Here is a 17,706-nt window from a genome sequence, read left to right as displayed (position 1 = left end):
CAGCATATCGGAGAAGCCTTCGACATGAGTGTGAGCGACATAGCACCCGCCCGCGCGGTACGGCGCAGACCCGGACCGTGGTCCGTTGGTGCCGTCGCAATCGCGCTTGTCGTCATCGCGCCGATTCTCGCGGTGCTGGGCATCGCGCTGTTTCCCAAGGAAAACATCTGGCCGCACCTGATCTCCACGACGCTGCCGCGTTACCTGCGCAACACCGCGATCCTGATGTTCGGCGTCGGTGCGATTTCGGCGGCGGTGGGCACGGGGGCGGCCTGGCTGGTGGCGCGCTACGATTTTCCCGGACGCCGGGCACTGGAATGGCTGCTGCTGCTGCCGCTGGCGATCCCGGCCTATGTCGGTGCCTATGCGCTGGTCGATTTCCTGGAATATGCCGGCCCGGTCCAGACCGCGCTGCGCGAGATGTTCGGCTGGCAATCGGCGCGCGACTACTGGTTCCCGGAAATCCGGTCGATGGGGGCCGCGATCCTGGTGCTGTCGGCGGCGATGTTTCCCTATGTCTATCTGCTGGCACGCAATGCGTTCCGCGAACAATCGGGCGCCTCGGACGAGGTGGCGCAATCGCTGGGTGCCGGAGCCTTCGGGCGGTTCCGCCGCGTCGGCCTGCCGCTGGCGCGCCCGGCGATTGCCGCCGGCGTCGCCATCGTGATGATGGAGACGGTCAACGATTTCGGCACCGTCGACTATTTCGCCGTGCAGACCCTGACCACCGGCATCTTCTCGGTCTGGCTGTCGGCCAACAACGCCGGCGGCGCGGCGCAGATCGCCACCGTGGTGCTGACCCTGGTCATCCTGCTGGTGGCGCTGGAAAAGACCTCGCGCCGGAAGATGAAGTTCTTCAACCTCTCGACCCGCCACCGCCCGGTCACGCGGCAGCCGCTGACCGGATGGCGCGCCGCGCTGGCGACGCTGGCCTGCGCCTTTCCCTTCGCCATCGGCTTTGTCCTGCCCGCCGGCGTGATCCTCAGCCACGCACTGGACAACACCCAGGTCTGGGTCGACCAGGCCTTGTGGCGGGCGGGGCTCAACACGCTGATGGTCGGGGGCATCGCGGCGCTGGTCACCGTGGCGGCGGGCGTGTTCCTGGTCTACGGCGTGCGCCTGTCGGGGCACCGACTGCCGCGGCTGTTGTTGCCGGTGACGACGATCGGCTATGCCGCGCCCGGCGCGGTTCTGGGGGTCGGCATCCTGATCCCGCTGGCGGCTTTGGACAACGCCGTGGCCGATGGCATCCTGGCGCTGACCGGGGTGGATATCGGGCTGGTGCTGACCGGTTCGGCCTTTGCGCTGATCCTGGCCTATTCGGTGCGCTTCTTCGCCATCGCCCAGGGCGCGGCCGATGCGGCGATGGGCCGGGTGTCACCGAACCTGGCGCTGGCCGCGCGGTCCCTGGGGCGTAGCCAGGGCCAGACGCTGACTGCCGTGTACTATCCGCTGATGCGCGCGTCGATGGCCTCGGCCCTGCTGCTGGTCTTCGTCGACTGCGTCAAGGAACTGCCCGCGACGCTGCTGCTGCGGCCGTTCAACTTTGACACGCTGGCGACACGGGTGCACGAACAGGCCAGCCTGGAAAACATCGGCGACGCCGCGCCCGCCGCGATCCTGGTGATCGCCGTCGGCCTGACCGCGGTGGGTTTGCTGGCGCGCGCCAACCGCTGAGCCCGACTTGGCCCTTGCGCGGCAGCCCCGGTTTGGCCTATCTGTGCCGCGCAGTGCCCCTATAGCTCAGCTGGTAGAGCAACTGATTTGTAATCAGTAGGTCCGCGGTTCGAGTCCGTGTGGGGGCACCACTATATCCAAAATTAATTATATACTTCAGCAGCTTAACTGCTGGATCGACTTACTCACCCACCTTTCTGTCCACCTATGGAAATCGGTATTTGAGTATCGCGGAAGACTAGGGTCGAAGTGGTTCGGCGAATTTTTCTTGAGCCAAATCAGTTTTTACCGTTAGTTCACTTCCCGTTTGGGACACCCTTGTGGACACACTTGACATTCGCTCCCCGCTTTTGTTCGTCCACACAAACACGGCCATCTCGTCCAGGATGTGGCAGGTGTAGCGGTTCCCGGCTTGGCTTTCGAACGTCCAGAAACCTTGTTGGCCCTCAACATCGACGGGGGCTTGATCCAAGAAGAAATAGACCTTGGTTGCCGCGCGGCAGACTTCTAAGTCAGTCCAAACTCCTTCAGCGTGCGAATTAGTGCCAACCACTATCGAAAGAACGAACAAGGCGAAAAGCCGCGCGGAAACCGGTGTCACGGAATGACCCTCCTAATCCATCTTACTACTGAGCCTCCAAGACGCTCTCGAAGTTCGCCATTGCCGAGCGAAGGTTCTCCATGACTTCCTCTGCGAGCACATCAGGCTCGGGCAAGTTTTCAAGATCAGTCATAGACGCGTCCCGAAGCCAGAAGACATCTAGGCTAGCCTTGTCACGTGACAGCAACTCGTCCCGATCATAAGCCCGCCAGCGACCCTCGGGGTTTTCCTCCGACCAAGTCGGTTCTCGGTCATCTCGCACCATCGGATTATAGCACGCGATGAACTCCTCAAGGTGCGCATAGGTCAGGGGCTTCTGCTTCAATGTATGATGCACATTGGTCCGGTAGTCATAGAACCACACCTTGGAGGTTTGGGCTTCCGGGCTTGCCGGGCGGTTGTCGAAGAAAATGACGTTCGCCTTCACGCCTTGGGCGTAAAAGATGCCTGTGGGCAGTCGCAAGATCGTGTGAAGGTCCGTGGTTTGCAAAAGCTGTCGCCGGATAGTTTCCCCCGCCCCTCCTTCAAAAAGAACGTTGTCGGGAACGACGACTGCGGCTCGCCCGGTGGTCTTCAACATCGTGCGGATATGTTGAACAAAGTTAAGCTGCTTGTTCGACGTGGTGGCCCAGAAGTCTTGCCGATTGTATGTGAGTTCGTCGGTTTCCTGCTCGCCTTCTGCATTGGTGAAGCTCATGGAGCTTTTCTTTCCAAACGGAGGGTTTGCCAGGACAAAGTCGTAAGTCTCGGATGGCGGAGAAATCAGCGCGTCTGCTGGCGAAACCAAAGTCTCCCCGACCATCTCTCCAATCCCGTGAAGGAACATGTTCATCAGGCATAGCCGACGGGTGCCCGCAACTATCTCGTTGCCGTAGAACGTCGAGTGTTTGAGGAACGCCTTCTGCTCCTTGTCGAGGGCATAGTTGTCCGCGTCCGTTAGAAAGTCGTGAGCGGCCAGGAAAAAGCCGCCAGTGCCACACGCCGGGTCCGCTATGGTCTTACCCGGCTCAGGGCGGACACACTCCACCATCGCCCGGATAAGCGCGCGAGGCGTGAAATACTGGCCCGCTCCCGATTTGGTATCTTCCGCGTTGCGCTCTAGCAGGCCCTCGTAAATGTCGCCTTTCACGTCCGCGCCCAACATGATCCACTTCGTGCCATCGACCATGTCGATCAGGCGGAACAGTTTGGCAGGGTCAGTGATCTTATTCTGCGCCTTGGTGAAGATTTGGCCGAGCATACCTTTCTGCTCGCCAAGTTTCCGAAGCAGTATGACGTAGTGGGCTTCAAGTTCGGCCCCGCGCTTGGTCGTCAAGCTGGTCCAGTCATATCCATCCGGAATACCCACGTCGCGGCTATACGGGGGTTTCGCGTATTCATCCGCCATCTTGAGGAAGATGAGGTAGGTAAGCTGTTCCAAATAGTCGCCATAACCCACGCCATCGTCGCGCAACGTGGTGCAGAAACTCCAGACCTTGGAGACGATGGGGGCAGTGTTCATGGGTGATTACTCCAAGTCGATCCAAAGGTGAGCGAACATCACGAAGCTTCGTAGGATTGAACGATCAGCGCCTTGGCGCGTTCTAGGTCCTCGTGGGATTTCAATGTAACTTCTAGATCGCCGGTGCCAAAATGACCGACATTTCGCACGTCGCGGGTGAAGCCTTCGTCAAGTTCAATCGTTTCCGGATTGATCTTCAGATAGAGCCGAATGACCGCGATTGATGGTTTGACCTCGACACACGCGAAGTTTTTGATACGCCGAAACGCGAAGTAGTTTTTCAGCGTTTTTTTGGTGACGTCATCACCCATGCCCAACATGAACGTGTCCACGTCGGAGTATAGATTTGCCAGTTCTTCTCCGGCATCGGCCAGGCTCTCGCAATTGGTCTTGTAGCGCTCGCCCTTCGGCACCGAAACGCCCTTGGGACCATCTACTTTCGGCGCGGTTTGAGGCGTTGCGGAAACTGCTGTGAGCAATTCCAGCAGCAAGAGGCCTTCCCCAAACTTGCGGTATCGGACCAACTCGATGTTGCGGCTCATCTGCTTGACGGCGTGGGTGTCATACTTGGTGAAGTCGGCAGCGATACAGATCAGGCGCGGGGCGCTCCATTCGATCTGGGCGGCGCTATCCTTGCCGTAGCGGTCGCGGACCAAGATTTCAAAATCGCCGCGATGATCCATCAACCAGTCGAGGTAAAAAAGCCCTTGGTTGATCACGTTCTCGGATCGGTCGCGCTTGTATTCAATGATGACTGGATAACCGTTTTCGTCGATGCCCAGCGTATCCATCCGCCCGCCATGGGTGGTCGAGTATTCCGAGGCAAGAAAGCGAACCCCGAGCAGGGTTTCCAGGTTGTTTTCGAACTGCGTTTGAAGCCCGCGTTCCAGCGGCGCGGAAGAGGCGGCAAGTTCGCCGAGCGCGCTGCCGCTCATCTGGAACAGTTTCAGGTCGCTCATGCGTGTTGCCTCCGGCGCTTGGCTTTGGGCGCATTGGTGCGCTCGGCTTTGATCCGTTCCAGGAGGGCTGAGGCGGGTTCGTCGGTGGGGTCCTGGGGGACGAGTTGGCCGGAGAAGGCTTTTTTCAGGATGGATTGGCGCAGCGCCTCGGCGCGGGTGAGAGCTGCGTTAATCTCGGCTTCCACACTGTCTGCGGCTTCGAGGCGGGCATTGAGCAGGCGGACGACTTCGGCCTGTTCGGCTGGGGAGCAAACAGGGACGGGCATGGCTTTGATGTCGCTACCGGATACGCCGGATTGACCTGCCGTTGTTCTAATGCGCCTTTCGATATAGGCGCGGCTTTCACCGCAGTTGGTCGCTGCCTCAAGGAAAGCCGGGTTCAGGATTTCGGACTTAATCTCGCACCTAATGAGTTTGTCAGGATAAACGTGGCTGCCGTCACCCCGATACATCGCAGACACGCCGACGTAATCGCGCGAGCCGTTGTAACGTGTGAAAACGAGGTCTCCACGTGTAAGGCGATAGTCTTGAAAACTCCCATCAGGATCGGTGATGCGGCGGAAATCGTTTAAGTCGAAGGCCATGGGGCGAACAGCACTAATCCGGAAAATCTTGAGCGGACCTATTTCGTCGGGTTTGGCCGAAATACCGTTTCGGATGGACCAGGCAAGCGCCTCAAACGGCAGGTAAGCCCATCCCCCCGGCAAATCCCGAAGGTCTGAGAAGTCAAACTTGTCGGGCCATGCTGGCCGCTTCGGCTTTGCTGGTTTCTTGCCCTTCTCGCCGTCGGCGCGCCATGTGGCAAGGGCTTCTTGCCAGTCGTCGAGGGCGGCTTTGTAGCGGGTGTCGCGTTCGGACTGGATGCGGGCGAGGAGGGTTTCGGGGGCTTCCAGTTTGTCGGCATTTTTCGCGCGCCAGTCGGCGGTGAGGCGGCCTTCGAAGGCGGATTTCAGCAGGGTCTGGCGGTAGAGGCCAAGGGTAGTGCGCGCCGTTTGCAGGCTCTCGACCCCCTTGTCGATTTCATCAAACAGCGCCTCGATCTTCTCCACGATGCGGCGTTGTTCGTTGAGCGGAGGGACAAGGATTTCGAAATCACCGATCTGCTCGAAGTTAACGCGGGGTCGGTCTCCTGCGTTCAGACTGGCCGCGAAGGCTACGAAATCCCTTGCGTTTAGCCGATGCCGTAAGAAGGCCGGGTAAATCAGTTCGTTACCGCCAAATATAATGAATTCCGCAGAAGCGAGGCCATCGAACTTGGGTTGAGCAACTTTGTTTAGATATGGGCGAAGGCGTCCATATAACACGTCATTCTCGAAGAACCGGGCAGCGTTGCTTTTCAGTTCCGAAGCCGGAACAGAGCCGAGAATTCGGGTTGTGTGAGCCTCCACATGATCCATACCAATGAACGGCAACTCTGGAAATGCGGAAGGCGATACCTTCTCGCCGCGAGGTGTGATGAAGTCCGACAACGGACCGATTGCCCATCCACTCGGTAAATCCGTCATGCCGAGAGTGCCTCATTCATCTCCGTCATGACCTCATCCATTCCATCGCCAAAGAGTGCATACATCTGCCCCATCCCGCCCTTGCCGTCAAAGGGGGCCATCTCCAGATCGTCGCGCTCGATGGTGAAGGAGGTAGCGAGGTGGTCGCGGATCATGCGCAGCCAATCCATCTGTTCCTCGGTGAACTTCTCGCCCGCGCCGGAGTGGCGCTGCAAAATCCAGCTTTGAAAATTGCGCTTTACCCGGTCGGAATGCCGGGTCAGCGTCTGGTCCAGCCCGCAGACCCGCCGGATCAGCGCCACCAGCGCGTTCAGATCCTTTTCGGGTGTCTCGCCCTTGTAGTCATCCAGATGCGCATAGGCGCACCACACGGTGAGCGGGGCAAGGCGCGGCTGATCGTCTTTCAGCTTTTTCAGCACTTCCTTGATCATGTCGAAGGTGACTTCGGACCGGCGGGCGGGGGTGTTGAAGTAGATCGACAGCGCCTCGATCTGGTCGCGGTTTTCTTTGAGGTAGTCCTCGAACTCCTGCGCGATCTGTTTGGCGTTCTCCGCCACATCGCCCGCCCATTCGGCGCGCAAGAGCGTGTCGAGGTTTTCGTGGTCGATGGTCTGTTCGTTGTCTCGGCGGATGGTGTCCATCAGGTTGATGAGCGAACCGGTGAAGACGTTGGCGGCCTGTTTGATCCGTTCCTCTCTCGCGGCCTGCATTGCGGCATCGTCGGGGTCTGGGTGGCCAGCGGTTTTGGCATCCGCCTCGACCTTGTCCGGGTCGATGGCATCGAACAGGTCCCGCACGATGGCGGTCAGGGGTTTGCCCGCTTGCGTAGTGATCTTCTCCTGATCCTCGGCCCCTAGCTTATTGTCCAGGCGGGAAAGACGTGCGGCCAGCGAGCTGACGGTTTCCTCAGACCGGTCGCCCATCATCAGCCCGGTGGCGAGGTCCTTGAAGGGAATGGAAGGTTTGGTGTCGAGCGGTTGGCTGGCGGTCTTGAGGGATTTGGTGACGCCGACCGCATCTACAATCACGTAGTGGGTTTTGGCATCGGCAGAGGGCGTAACCTTTTTCAGATCGTCAGGTTTAACGACGCGGGTGCCCCGGCCCTTCATCTGCTCAAAGTAGTTCTTGGACTTCACGTCGCGCATGAAGATCAGGCATTCGAGCGGCTTCACGTCGGTGCCGGTGGCGATCATGTCCACGGTCACGGCGATGCGCGGGTAGTAGCTGTTGCGGAAGGCGGACAGCGAGGATTTCGGGTTCTTCGCGCCGTTGGTGATCTTGCGGCAGAAGTCGTTGCTTTCCCCGAACTCTTGGCGAACGGTTTGGATTATGTCGTCCGCATGGCTATCGGTCTTGGCAAAGATCAGGGTCTTGGGCACCTCTTTGCGGCCCGGGAATATCTCGGGCCACTTGTCGCGAAAGGTGCGGATCACGGTGCGGATTTGGTCGGGGTTAACCACCGAGCGGTCAAGCTGCGTGGCGGCGTAGGCCTGATCCTCATCTTGGGTTTCCCAGCGGCGGGCGCGGGTCTCGCGTTCGCGCTTCTCGACCAGTTGCTCGGCCTTTAGGGTCTCACCGCCTTGGGTGATCTGGGTTTCGATCAGGTAGACCTCGTTGCCGACGTTGACCTTGTCGGCCACGGCGCGTTCGTGCGTGTATTCGCTGACGACGTTCTTCTGGAAGAAGCCATAGGTGCGATTGTCAGGCGTCGCGGTCAGGCCGATCAGGTAAGCGTCGAAATACTCGATGACCTGACGCCAGAGGTTGTAGATGGACCGGTGGCATTCGTCGATCACCACAACGTCAAAGTGTTCCGGCGGCAGATTGGGATTGTAGACAACGGGCAGCGGTTCTTTACGCCGCCACTTCTGCTCCGCCGGGTTTTCGTCCTCGGCCCCTTCATTGAGTTCCTCGCCCTTGAGCGTCGCATACATCCTCTGGATCGTGGAAATCACCACTTGGTTGTCATGGGCGATGGACGGGGAGGTCAGGCGCTGGACGTTGTAGAGTTCGGTGAATTTGCGGTTGTCGTCGTTCGGGATGAACGCCATGAACTCTTGCTCGGCTTGCTCGCCGAGGTTCTTGGTGTCCACAAGGAACAAGATGCGGCGCGCTCCAGCGTGTTTGAGCAGGCGGTAAACCTGGGTGATCGCCGTGAATGTCTTACCTGACCCGGTGGCCATCTGGACCAGTGCACGCGGCTTGTCTGCTTTCAGGGATTTCTCAAGGTTTGTGATCGCGGTGATTTGGCAATCGCGCAGGCCGTCCGGGTCCAGGTCGGGCAGCGCGGCTATTCCGGCGCGGAATGAATTTGGCGCATCCACCCATGCCTTGAGCGTTTCCGGACGGTGGAACGTGAAAACCTCCCTAGAGCGTGGGCTAGGGTCGCGTCCGTTGGTGAAGCGTGTGATCTGGGCTGTGCTTTCGTAGACAAAGGGCAGCGGTGCCGAGTTCGAAACCCATTTCAGCTTGGCTTTGGCGTAGCCCTCTGATTGCTCCTCTACAGAGGTGAGACGGACACCCCAGCTATCTGGCTTGGCCTCAACCACCCCAACGGCCCGACGGTCAACGAACAAGACATAGTCAGCGGGGCCGATGTCGGTCTGATATTCGCGAACGGCAACGCCGAGGCCAGCGTTGAAATCCAAGGCATCCTTGTCCTGCACGCTCCAACCGGACGCTTGAAGGCGCTTGTCGATCTGGTCCCTCGCGATTTGTTCCGGCGTTTGGTTGATACCGCTCAACACGAAAAAAGCCCTGTAACTTCAACTGATTTGTCAACCATGTCGGTCCGGCCCGGAAATTGCAACGGACAGCTGGATTGCAGGCAGCGTAAACACTGCGATTTTGATTTTGATCGCCATTCGCGTTCAATAGACCATGCCCCAGTGAGACAACCCAGCCCGCACAGAGTAGTGTCTCACATGAATATATATTGTTTTTTGAGACGACGTGTGTCACAAAGTTTATGACCCATGTGATACAAGAGGCCCTTCATGCTCATCGGATATGCCAGAACATCGACACTAGACCAGAAAGCAGGCTTGGAGGTTCAATTAAATGAACTCCGCACTGCGGGCTGTGAGAAGGTTTTTGAGGAACAGGTGTCGTCAGTTGACGTTGCCGCCCGGAAGAAGTTGACCGAGGCGATGGACTTCGTCCGCGAGGGCGACACGCTGATTGTGACACGGCTTGACCGGCTGGCACGCTCTGTCCCCCACCTTATGGACATATTGGCGACGCTCACCAAGAAGGGCGCTTCTCTGCGCATCTTGGCGATGGGCATAGATACGGCAACGCCGACCGGCAAGCTGATGCTGACTGTGCTCGGTGGCATCGCGGAGTTCGAGCGCGAAATCATGCTTGAGCGCCAACGCGAGGGTATCGCCAAGGCAAAGGCAGCGGGAAAATACAAGGGCCGCAAACCGACGGCACAGGCGAAGTCAAAGGAAGTCTTGGACCTGATCCGCTCCGGCATAGGACCGTCCGAGGTGGCGAAGAAGACAGGCATAAGCAGGGCGTCGGTCTACAGGATTATGAAAGAGAACAATCAGCCTGCTGCGCAGAAGGCCAACCCGAAATCAACTTCGAAGTTCGTGTGCGATCCGGGCGATCTAAAGGAAATTTCGATTAGCTCGCCTCCTATCTAGCCCAACGGACTAATCCGATCTAAGTGAACTGTTGCTTTGCTTGACCGGTGAACGCGCGTTCACAAATTGACGCGCGCTGTATCGCTGAACTAGTCCGCACCGCATGCAGCTTGAACACTTCCGCTCTCTCAAATTCACCCACATTCCCTGCAGTTCATTGCCATAGGGTCCGAAGTGCTCACCCATTGCTTCGGCGAGAGAGCCCTTGGCCCGTTTGCGGAAAATGCATTGGCTCGGTGCCAATTCAGCTTTGCGTTCACTGGCCGATTTTGCGCTTATTCTGTGCATCCGGAACTTCGGCCAAAAGCAGCGGTTTTCTCCAAGAGCAGTGGTGAACGTGCGTTCACTTCACGTGGGAAATCTGAGGCGTATGAACTTGAAGAAAACCACCGAATGCGCCCATATTCGTCCAAAGGCAAAATCGTGACTATGATACCGTTTTTTCCATGCCTAGCTGCCTTTCATCGTTCAATTAACTGACCTCCGCTCTTGATTGGCCAAGTCACGGGGCATCGACGAAACACATACGCGAAGGGTTGCTGGCTATCCTCACCTTGCCATTCTCCCAACCAACAATGTCGTGCTGTCCAATGCCGTGTTTGTGCATGAATAGGTCTATGACCCATGCGGGATCGGCACCTTCAGGGAGACTTGCGTAGAAATCGTCTGGAAAGAAAGCATGCCAAAATTTGACATAGCGTTTGATGCCAGCAAGTTCGGCTAACAATAAGCCCCGCGTCTTTGGCGTCTTTGCTGAACACCAAACATTGAACAACGTGGAGCAACTGACCAGCGCAGCATCTATGCGAGCGTGGTAGCGTTGCAGGTTTGCGTTGTTCGGATGGCCTATTACGTTGCCGTCTATCAAATAGATTGCGTGTCCCAGGGCTGTAACGCCGTCATGGGCGTTCTCTATTTGAGGAGGTTTCACTTTGAAGCTCCCGCCGGGAAGTGCAGCGACTGCCGCACCCAAGGACTTCGCCGCCACTTCCACCTTCTGCCGGGTGGTGCTGATCAAAAAAAGGTTGTCAGCGTAAACGATCAGATGCACATCATTCGGCAGATTGTGTGAAAGATGCGTCATGATCCACGTCGTGATCGCTGCGGAAGTCTTGGCTCCTTGGGGTGCTCCCCGGCGGGCTGATGATACGCAACCTATAGAGAGCAGACTACCGTCCGGCTTTCGGGGGATTGCGGTGGTGGCGAACGCCACTCGTTCCACTACCTTCTTGAAGGGTAGCTTGGGCAGAACCTTGCTTTTTGCGACGCTGGGGTAAAACTCGGAAATATCGAGTTCTGCAACCCAGACGTTTCCGTCCTCAATCAAGGCTATCATCTTTGCGATGGCGGCCTGCACGCCTCGATCCGTGAATAGCCATGGCATCTCTTCCGGTGGCGGCATCAAGGCTCGGATACATTGCGAAACCATTAATTGCGCGGCGGAACTGCGTAATTGAAAGCTCCATATCCACCGATACCTATTCGGTGTCCCACGAGGGACTTGATGAACACGCGCGATTTCAGCCTGCGGAGCCCACAGGTTCATTTTCTCTGCAAGCAAAATGCAACGTCCCAAGTCGGTTCGCTTTGCCAACGGCTTCGATTTATTCACTGAGCAAACAGCTTCGATGCGCGCGTCGAACGACTTAAGATAAGTCTCGCAGGCCTTGGTGTATTCTGAATGGTTTTTATGCGCGGCATTGCGCACTCGCCTTTTCAGTTTTGCGGCCCGCTTTATCGCCCGGTTTGCCGTTTTCACATGGTCGGGCAGACTTGCATGTTGGTGCTTGTGCAATGGCAAATAGTAGCCGAGTTGGTTTTGAAAGCCATCATAAGGCTTGGGCTTGATTTGGATGGGCATCGTAGACCTTCATTCTGATCTAGTTGAACAGAGCACGAGTGGTGAACGCGCGTTCACCGGCTTCTGGCGCGTGCAAAATTGTTCGGGGTTATTCGGCGCTAGCACGATTAGCCGCATGGGCCTTCTGTCTGGCTAGCAGGGCTTCCGCGCAGCTCGTCACAACTCGCTGGACCGGCGCATCTGTAAGAACTCTTCTATCTCTGCTTCGCACCAATAAAGCCGCACACCAATTCGTATTGGCTGAGGAATGCGTCCACTTTCGAGGTCACGGTAAATGCTGGATCGTGATCGGCCACCTAGCTTGTCGCTGAGTTGTTCGAGCGTGATATAGCGGTCGGATGCTTGGGGCATGTTGGGTCTCCTTGACGTATGGAGACATCCTTAGCGATAAGCTGTGTGGCCAAACACGCCGAGAAATCAAGTTTTTTTGGCCACACACCGGGCCGTAGACTAGCGTAGCTTGCTAGTTAAGGTGCATTGGACCGGTGCACGCACGTTCACTGTGTGCCCGAGACTACTTGAGATTGGGATTGAGCGGTTCGTCCGAACCGAACAGGTCGTCAGGATCGACGAGGCCAAAGACGCTAGCAATCCGTCCGGATAGCTTTGGCAGTTGAGCGGCATTCTTGTCTTCCATAACGCGCCTCAAAGTCCGGGGGCTACATTTCATCGTCGGGCCGTCAGCTTGTAGCTTGATACCGCGCAGGCCAAGTGACGCGAACTCCAACGCGTCGCCGTCGTTTTGGAACTCGCAATGGAGATAGTCCTGTCGGTTCCAGGCACGAATGCAAGGAGTGGGCATATCCTGATACTTGCTCTTGTCCTTAACCCATGCCCTGACCGCGATGACCGCCCGCCGCCGAACTTCGTTTTCAAAACGGCGTCTGATAACTATCAACGGACGTTTCCCCACCCCCTTCCAGCTCGGCTTTTTTCCCAAATGGAAGTCCGCCGTTAGTTTCAGCAGATGATCTACGAGCCAATCCGGCATGGCAAGTTGATGGTCGCCGCAGAGGATGAGCGCCTGATACAAAGCGGTGGGATCACCGCGCACGGCAGCCTTCTTGAACTCTGATAACAATCCCGCAGAGGCTTCATCCGGTTGTAACGCTGTCGTTCGGGCCAACGGTTCAGAAATCATCATAATTCTCTTCGTTCTCGCCCGTCACAAAACGCGCCCATTCGGTCATGATCAAACACCGTTGTTCCAGAAAATCTGTTCGAAGATACGCGCGTTCGACTTGGCTCCCTGCGACGTGGCCAAGGCAGGTCTCCGCAATTTCGCGCGGAACGCGGGTTTGTTCGGCCAACCAGTCGCGAAAGCTGGATCGAAAACCATGTGGTCTGAAAGGCAACCCAGCTTTCTTCATGTGTTTGCCCATGGTCATGTCAGAAATCACGCCTTTACGTAGGCCCGGAAACAGATACCCCTCGCGGTCAAAAGGTCTGGCAAGATCGACCAATTGCAATGCCTCATCTGATAGTGGCACGCGGAAGTCTGAGGTTTGCCCCAAGCGTCCCTTCATCTGTTCCGCCGGAATGGTCCAAATTTCCCCCTCAATCTGATCGTAGCGCATGAACCGCAGAGGACCTGAGCGAACCGCAGTGAGGATCAGCATCCGAAGAGCCAGATTGGTTGTCGTAGGTTCCTCCAGCGTTCGGTAGAAATCAGGAACCTCGATCCATGGCATGGCGGCAATGTGCTGAGGCGTATGCCTGGACTTGCCGAGCAACGCTTTGGCCTTCTCTGTCGCCTGCAAATCCACGTCCAGCCCGAGGGCCGCAGCGTGCCGGAGGACGATACTGAGGCGGTTGAGGGCTTTGCGCGCCGTCTCTCCTTTAGAATGCCAAATGGGCTTCAGAGCATCCCGTATGTCGATCTGATCAATATCCGAGACGGGAACCTCTCCTAGCTTCGGCAGGACGTGGAGTTCGAGAGGCGAAAACCACCTTCCGGCTTTTCCGTCGCCTTTCAGTTCGGCCTTGCGGCTTTCGAACGCGTCCAGTGCGACATCGGCCAAGCAGTGCAGATTGCGTTCCGCCTCACGCCGCTGCTTCTCGCGCTCCTTGATGGGATCGATGCCTTTGCGCGCGTGTAATCTCCAGTGTTCTGCTTGTTCCCTTGCCTCTTTCAATGTGACTTCATTGATTGACCCAAGGCCCATTTCACGTCGGCGGCCATGCACCGTGACCCTTAGGAACCATTGACCGCCACCATCACGCCTTTTGTGCAACCATAGGCCGCCACCGTCGGAATACTTTCCGGGGACTGCCGCTTTGACCGTAGCAGCTGATAATTTGTGTAGAGGACGTGCCATGCGTCCACCTCTGTATCCACCTTTATTGTTGGGATACCATGATACATCTTGGGGCACGATGAAACACCCAAGTCGCTTTAAACGCATGATAATTCATTTTTTTGAGACGCCATGGAGTATATTGGCATATGAAGTGAATGCCGTGTGGGGGCACCATCGCTCACCGCCATTGCCATCGTCTTTCATGCTCGCCGGCCGGTCGTGCTGCTTGAATGCCCATCTGGTCATCGTGACCGATATGTCCGAAACTGGCGACGAACAGGACGGATTGGTGAGGCAGGCTATGACGTGGCGGCTGTTTTCCGATGCACGATGCGCCTTGGGCGAAGGGCCGCTCTGGCACCCGCTGCGCGGTTCGCTGGTCTGGTTCGATATCCTCGGGCGGCGGCTCTACGAGCATGATGGCGGGACCGAGCGCAGTTGGGATTTCGACGCGATGGTCTCGGCCGCGGGGTGGATCGACAAGACGCGGCTGCTGGTAGCTTCGGAACGCGCGCTTTTCGTGTTCGACATGGACACCGGCACGCAGGAGCCGGTCTGCGACCTGGAGGCCGACAACCCCGTGACGCGATCCAATGACGGCCGCGCCGACCCGCAGGGCGGGTTCTGGATCGGCACGATGGGCAAGAACGCCGAGCCGGGCGCGGGGGCGATATATCGCTACTGCAAGGGAGAGTTACGCAGGCTTTTCAAGGACATCACCATCTCGAACGCGATCTGTTTCGCGCCGGACGGGCGGCACGCCTATTTCACCGATACGCCGACGCGCATCATCCGCCGGGTCGCGCTGGACCGGCAGGGATGGCCCGTGGGCGCGCCCGAGGCCTGGCTGGACCTGAATGCCGAGGAACTGAACCCCGACGGCGCCGTCGTCGATGCGGCGGGCAATCTGTGGAACGCGCAATGGGGCGCGGCGCGGGTGGCGTGCTACGACCCGGACGGGCGTTTCCTGACCGCCGTGGCGGTGGGCGCGGGCCAGTCCAGTTGCCCGGCCTTCGGCGGGCCCGATCTTTCCACGCTCTACGTCACGACCGCGGCTCACGGCGCCGGGGCCGACGACTCCCGCGCGGGAGCGGTGTTCGCTGTATCTAAAGTGGGCAAGGGGCAGGCCGAGCACCGGGTAATCCTGTGAGGACGCGATGAAAGCCTTTCTCGATCCCCGTCAATCGCGCCACGATCCGCGGATGTTTCTTAAGGCCGGCGTGCCGCGGCCGAACCCCGAAGCGCCGGGTCGTGTGGACCGGCTGCGAGAGGGTGCGCTGGCGGCGGGCTGTACGCTGGTCGCGCCGCGCGACAACGGATCGGGGCCGATCGCGGCGATCCATCCGGCCGAATACCTCGACTTCCTGGCGACCGCCCACGACCGCTGGCAATCGGTCGACGGCGCCTCGGACGAGGTCATCCCCAACGTTCATCCGTCGCGCCATGCCGGATCGCGGCCCGATGGCATCGTCGGGCAGGCGGGCTGGCACATGGCCGACACCGCCTGTCCCATCGCCGCCGACACGTGGACTTCGGCTTATTGGTCGGCGCAGACGGCGCTTGGCGCCGCCGATGCGGCCTTGCAGGACGGCGTGGCCTATGCCCTGTGCCGCCCGCCGGGGCACCACGCCTTTGCCGACATGGCGGGGGGGTTCTGCTTTCTCAACAACGCGGCGATCGCGGCGCAGTCGCTGACGACGCAGGGCCGGCGCGTCGCCATCATCGATATCGACGTCCATCACGGCAACGGCACGCAAGGCATCTTCTACCAGCGTGGCGATGTGCTGACCGTGTCGGTGCATGCCGATCCGGCGGCGTTCTATCCGTTCTTCTGGGGCCATGCCCATGAACGGGGCGCCGGACCCGGCGAGGGCGCAAACCTGAACCTGCCGCTGCCCTTCGGCACGGGCGATGACGGGTTCCTTGCGGCGGTCGAGACGGCCTGCGGACGCATCGCCCTTTTCGGAGCCGACTCGCTGGTGGTATCGCTGGGGCTGGACGCGCACGAGGGCGACCCGTTCCGCGCGCTGGCGGTCACGACCCCGGGCTTTTCACGCATCGCCGCGCGGCTGGCCGACCTGCGTCTGCCCAGCGTGCTCGTGCAGGAAGGCGGCTATCTCCAGCCGGCCCTGGGCGACAACCTTGCGCATTTCCTGACCGGCTGGAGCACCGCCCCATGACCCATCCCGGCGATTCCCTGCGCCCCGGCGAAGAGACGGCCCGCCTGGACGCGCCGCGAGATGCGGCGCTGCATTTCATCGGTCGCTTGCGGACGCCCTTCGCGACCCGCGCCGATTGTCCGCGCCAGGGCGACCCGGAGAACGGACCCGAGTGCCGGGTCATCGTCGACGCCGCTTTCGTTCCGGCACTGGACGGGATCGAGCCGTTCGAGCGGATCGAGCTGCTTTACTGGCTGCACGAGGCCCGCCGTGATCTGCTGCGGCAAAGCCCGAAAGGCGACGGGCGCACCCGCGGGACGTTTTCGCTGCGCTCGCCGCTTCGGCCCAATCCGATCGGTACGTCGCTGGTGCGGCTGATCCGGCGCGACGGCGACACGCTGCTGGTTCGCGGGCTGGATTGCCTGGACGGCACACCGCTGCTGGATATCAAACCGGCGCGCTGCGACTACGCGGTCCAGGCGCCGCCGAAGCCTGGCGACTGAGTTTTCAAACTGCGCAAGACTTGTGCGCCTGTGAAAGGGGTGCCCATTTGCCGTGCGGAATCCCGCCGTACCGCCACCGCCGTGTGTGCCGCTTCGCCGCCATCTTGCGTCGTCCCGGCGATCGGCGAAGCCTGCGTGCGGGAGGATTCCGATCTGCCATACGACACCGAACCGACCTGTCCCGGCATCCAGCGTGCGCAACGCGCACGGGGCGAAGCGGTGCTTTCCGTCCGGCGGAACGACGGCGCCACGCGGATCGCCGATCTGCGCATGTCCGGCAGCGCGAAACTGCTGTTCCCGCGCAATGCCGACGAATCCTTGGCGGCGGTGTTCCTCAACACGGCGGGCGGGGTGACCGGCGGCGATGCCTTCCACCTGACGGCATCTGCAGAAGCAGGCGCGTCGCTGACGCTGACGACACAGGCGGCCGAACGGGTCTATCGTGCGCTGCCGGACGAGACCGGGCTGGTGCGCACGCGGCTGAGTTGCGCCGAGGGCGCGACCCTGCACTGGTTGCCGCAAGAGACGATCCTTTTCGATGGTGCCGCGCTGGACCGACATCTGTCCATCGACATGGCCGGGGATGCCAGCCTGCTGGCCTGTGAAGTCCTGGTGTTCGGTCGTGCCGCAATGGGCGAGGACGTGCGCGACCTGCGTCTGCGCGACCGGATCGATCTGCGCCGCGACGGGCGCCTGTGCTTTGCCGACCGGCTGCAGCTGACCGGCGATGCCGCGACCGCATTGCGTCGGCCCTTTGTCGCCGATGGCGCTCGGGCGATGGGTTCGGTGGTCTTCGCGGCACCGGGTGCGGCGCATCGGCTGGAGGGACTGCGCGCCGGTTTGCCGCCGCAGGCCGGGGTCAGCGCGCTGCACGACGACCTGGTGTTCCTGCGCGCCACCGCCGCGGACGGTTTCGCCTTGCGCGGCCTGTTGATCCCGCTTCTTGCGCGCCTGTCCGGCGCCGAACTTCCCCGACCCTGGATGATCTGA

Annotated in this window: 15 protein-coding genes and 1 tRNA gene; 7 read left to right on the top strand and 9 right to left on the bottom strand. The window is 59.6% G+C overall.

Features of this window, described 5'->3' with window-relative positions; all coding sequences use genetic code 11:
• Positions 1-24: 24 nt before the first annotated feature.
• The gene (locus KUH32_RS18285; RefSeq protein ID WP_217780108.1) at positions 25-1,677 is read left to right on the top strand and encodes an ABC transporter permease; all 1,653 of its coding nucleotides are present in this window, start codon (positions 25-27) and stop codon (positions 1,675-1,677) included.
• A 55-nt stretch (positions 1,678-1,732) separates the two neighbouring features.
• Positions 1,733-1,808 (top strand) — tRNA-Thr (locus tag KUH32_RS18280).
• 107 nt (positions 1,809-1,915) lie between these two features.
• On the opposite strand, the gene KUH32_RS18275 is transcribed toward KUH32_RS18280, so the two are convergent.
• From KUH32_RS18275 to KUH32_RS18255, 5 genes are read right to left on the bottom strand one after another with little or no spacing between them, the layout of a single operon-like run.
• Positions 1,916-2,278, bottom strand: coding sequence for a hypothetical protein (locus KUH32_RS18275; protein ID WP_217780107.1), 363 nt, complete (start codon positions 2,276-2,278; stop codon positions 1,916-1,918).
• Between the two features lie 25 nt (positions 2,279-2,303).
• Positions 2,304-3,779, bottom strand: a complete 1,476-nt coding sequence (locus KUH32_RS18270) for a type I restriction-modification system subunit M (RefSeq protein ID WP_217780106.1) — start codon at positions 3,777-3,779, stop codon at positions 2,304-2,306.
• A 38-nt stretch (positions 3,780-3,817) separates the two neighbouring features.
• Entirely contained in the window at positions 3,818-4,738 is a 921-nt protein-coding gene (locus KUH32_RS18265; protein WP_217780105.1) for a DUF5655 domain-containing protein, read from the bottom strand.
• Positions 4,735-6,243 (bottom strand): restriction endonuclease subunit S, encoded by a 1,509-nt coding sequence (locus KUH32_RS18260; protein WP_217780104.1) that lies wholly within the window; start codon positions 6,241-6,243, stop codon positions 4,735-4,737. The genes KUH32_RS18265 and KUH32_RS18260 overlap by 4 nt, the downstream gene beginning before the upstream one ends.
• A complete protein-coding gene (locus KUH32_RS18255; protein WP_217780103.1) occupies positions 6,240-8,990 on the bottom strand; it encodes a type I restriction endonuclease subunit R in 2,751 nt (916 codons plus the stop codon). The genes KUH32_RS18260 and KUH32_RS18255 overlap by 4 nt, the downstream gene beginning before the upstream one ends.
• Before the next feature lie 249 nt (positions 8,991-9,239).
• Between KUH32_RS18255 and KUH32_RS18250 the strand changes: the two genes are divergently transcribed.
• Entirely contained in the window at positions 9,240-9,893 is a 654-nt protein-coding gene (locus KUH32_RS18250) for a recombinase family protein (RefSeq protein WP_217780102.1), read from the top strand.
• Positions 9,894-10,395: 502 nt separating this feature from the next.
• Here KUH32_RS18250 and KUH32_RS18245 read toward each other — a convergent pair.
• The 4 genes from KUH32_RS18245 to KUH32_RS18230 all read right to left on the bottom strand — a co-directional run bounded on the left by KUH32_RS18245 (position 10,396) and on the right by KUH32_RS18230 (position 14,072).
• Complete coding sequence (locus tag KUH32_RS18245) at positions 10,396-11,754, bottom strand: reverse transcriptase domain-containing protein (RefSeq protein ID WP_217780101.1); 1,359 nt, start codon at positions 11,752-11,754, stop codon at positions 10,396-10,398.
• Positions 11,755-11,910: 156 nt separating this feature from the next.
• Positions 11,911-12,105 (bottom strand): helix-turn-helix transcriptional regulator, encoded by a 195-nt coding sequence (locus KUH32_RS18240; RefSeq protein WP_217780100.1) that lies wholly within the window; start codon positions 12,103-12,105, stop codon positions 11,911-11,913.
• 163 nt (positions 12,106-12,268) lie between these two features.
• Complete coding sequence (locus tag KUH32_RS18235; protein WP_217780099.1) at positions 12,269-12,898, bottom strand: hypothetical protein; 630 nt, start codon at positions 12,896-12,898, stop codon at positions 12,269-12,271.
• Positions 12,885-14,072, bottom strand: coding sequence for a tyrosine-type recombinase/integrase (locus tag KUH32_RS18230; protein WP_217780098.1), 1,188 nt, complete (start codon positions 14,070-14,072; stop codon positions 12,885-12,887). Before KUH32_RS18230 ends, KUH32_RS18235 begins: the two co-directional genes overlap by 14 nt.
• 283 nt (positions 14,073-14,355) lie before the next feature.
• Between KUH32_RS18230 and KUH32_RS18225 the strand changes: the two genes are divergently transcribed.
• From KUH32_RS18225 to KUH32_RS18210, 4 genes are all read left to right on the top strand, one after another.
• On the top strand, positions 14,356-15,204 hold the full coding sequence (locus KUH32_RS18225) for an SMP-30/gluconolactonase/LRE family protein (RefSeq protein ID WP_217780097.1): 849 nt from the start codon (positions 14,356-14,358) through the stop codon (positions 15,202-15,204).
• Positions 15,205-15,211: 7 nt separating this feature from the next.
• Positions 15,212-16,234 (top strand): histone deacetylase family protein, encoded by a 1,023-nt coding sequence (locus tag KUH32_RS18220; protein ID WP_217780096.1) that lies wholly within the window; start codon positions 15,212-15,214, stop codon positions 16,232-16,234.
• On the top strand, positions 16,231-16,716 hold the full coding sequence (tsaA, locus tag KUH32_RS18215; RefSeq protein ID WP_217780095.1) for a tRNA (N6-threonylcarbamoyladenosine(37)-N6)-methyltransferase TrmO: 486 nt from the start codon (positions 16,231-16,233) through the stop codon (positions 16,714-16,716). The genes KUH32_RS18220 and tsaA overlap by 4 nt, the downstream gene beginning before the upstream one ends.
• 135 nt (positions 16,717-16,851) lie before the next feature.
• Positions 16,852-17,706, top strand: coding sequence for an urease accessory protein UreD (locus KUH32_RS18210; protein ID WP_348541148.1), 855 nt, complete (start codon positions 16,852-16,854; stop codon positions 17,704-17,706).

Source organism: Thalassococcus arenae, from assembly GCF_019104745.1.
GTDB lineage: Bacteria > Pseudomonadota > Alphaproteobacteria > Rhodobacterales > Rhodobacteraceae > Thalassococcus_B > Thalassococcus_B arenae.
This window is presented reverse-complemented; position numbering and strand designations above follow the sequence as displayed.